Origin of the sequence: Arsenophonus endosymbiont of Bemisia tabaci Q2 (genome assembly GCF_902713415.1) — a bacterium.
Lineage (GTDB): Bacteria > Pseudomonadota > Gammaproteobacteria > Enterobacterales > Enterobacteriaceae > Arsenophonus.
In genome coordinates this window covers 1-1,573 of sequence record NZ_CACTIE010000202.1, presented here as the reverse complement: position 1 = coordinate 1,573, position 1,573 = coordinate 1, and the positions used below count along the sequence as shown (strand labels likewise).

2 protein-coding genes and 1 pseudogene are annotated in these 1,573 nt (G+C 36.9%); all 3 read right to left on the bottom strand.

The window, feature by feature from the left end:
• Positions 1-130: 130 nt before the first annotated feature.
• On the bottom strand, positions 131-964 hold the full coding sequence (locus ARSQ2_RS09875; protein WP_255487321.1) for a TonB-dependent receptor domain-containing protein: 834 nt from the start codon (positions 962-964) through the stop codon (positions 131-133).
• Between the two features lies 1 nt (position 965).
• Positions 966-1,190, bottom strand: a complete 225-nt coding sequence (locus tag ARSQ2_RS13865) for a TonB-dependent receptor (RefSeq protein ID WP_255487322.1) — start codon at positions 1,188-1,190, stop codon at positions 966-968.
• A 57-nt stretch (positions 1,191-1,247) separates the two neighbouring features.
• Positions 1,248-1,573: pseudogene (locus tag ARSQ2_RS13155) on the bottom strand (ligand-gated channel protein); the annotation flags it as partial.

The window sequence follows — 1,573 nt, the reverse complement described above, 5'->3', positions numbered from 1 at the left end:
GCATCAGTTATTTCTGATTGCGCATTCTGCACTTCATCCTATGAAATAGCAATATTTTTTAATTTTTAATAAAAAGTTAGCTAGCTATACTCATGGTAACAGCTAGCTAACTTTTTAACTCAAAATGATTTTAAAAGTTATAATTTAATCCTAAATTGTAACGGCGGCCATCTAATACGGCTTTATTATCATTATCCACTAAACGCCTATCTAAAATATTATAAACCCCTGTGAACAAAAAAAGATTTTTGCTCAGCGCGTAATTTACTCCCAGATCAACAAAGCTATAAGAGGGTAATTCATTCGCCATCGATGAGCGAGAAAGATATTGATTGGTTCTACCACGGAAATTTACCCGTGTCCAAGCTTCTAATTCAGTGGTTGCCTGCCAGCTTAACGATGCATTCGCCATATGCTTAGGTGTTTGACTAAAGGCTTTTCCCTTAAAATTGCTACTTAGTTGCTCAGAATCTGAGTAGGTGTAATTGGCTGCCATTGATAGATTATCCATGATTTGCCAATCAAATGTCGCCTCAATACCACGCAAGTTTGCCTTATCAACATTATCACGTGTACTTATAAAATCATATTGACTGCCATTAAGAATAATCGCATTACTACAAGCGGCTAATTTATCGCCACAGAGACGATATTCCATAATTTTATCTTTAAAATCAGTATTAAAAACTGTTACACCGATATTCAGGTCATCCTGATTATTCCATAACAAACCAATTTCCTGACCAATACTTTTTTCCGGTTTTAAATTTGGATTACCGAGAATGATCCCTTTACTTGTTTGGCCGCCAGTTATTTGTCCCCAGTTAGGCGACGACACTTGGCGTAAATCAGGTGAACGATATCCGGTCGCAACGCCACCTTTAAGTATCCATTGATCATTGATATGCCAAACACCATATAAGCGAGGCGTCCAATGTGCACGAAAATTCTCATCTTTATCCATTCTAATACCAGCCGGTTAATCTGAAATCATTGGTGGTGATCGTCCATTCATCTTCGGTAAATAATGCCCAACTCCAACGAGTTAATTTATTAACATTGGTCGCTGTCGGTAATTGGTTGTCTTGATTATGTAAATCTTCATAACGATACTGACCACCAATACTAAGTTTATGTGAATCTAAGTCAAATACTGTCTGGTTTTTAAGTAAGTTATCATTATATTTCATCTTTCTACTTGGGTTCTCTGATTCATCACGTTGAATAAATGTATCCATTGAACCCCACTAATAATTACCGTTATGCGTCAATGCATAGTTATTACGTCGATAAGTGGTATTATCATCTTCACATGACCGTTTAGTGCAAGAACGGGTTTTACTAATCGTCGAGTCATGTTGCTGTTCATCGTGCTTTAAATCCAAATCAAAATTATTCTGCTCATCGGGAGTAAATGAGAATTTTACCCCAGTATTACCCATTGACTGTTTCTTATAACCACCAACAAATTTATCTTCATTACGATCGGAATAAAGACCATTTGCTTTCATTCCCAACACACCGTCAATTAATGGGTCGGCCAGATAAAAACTACCCTGACCCACATTACCCG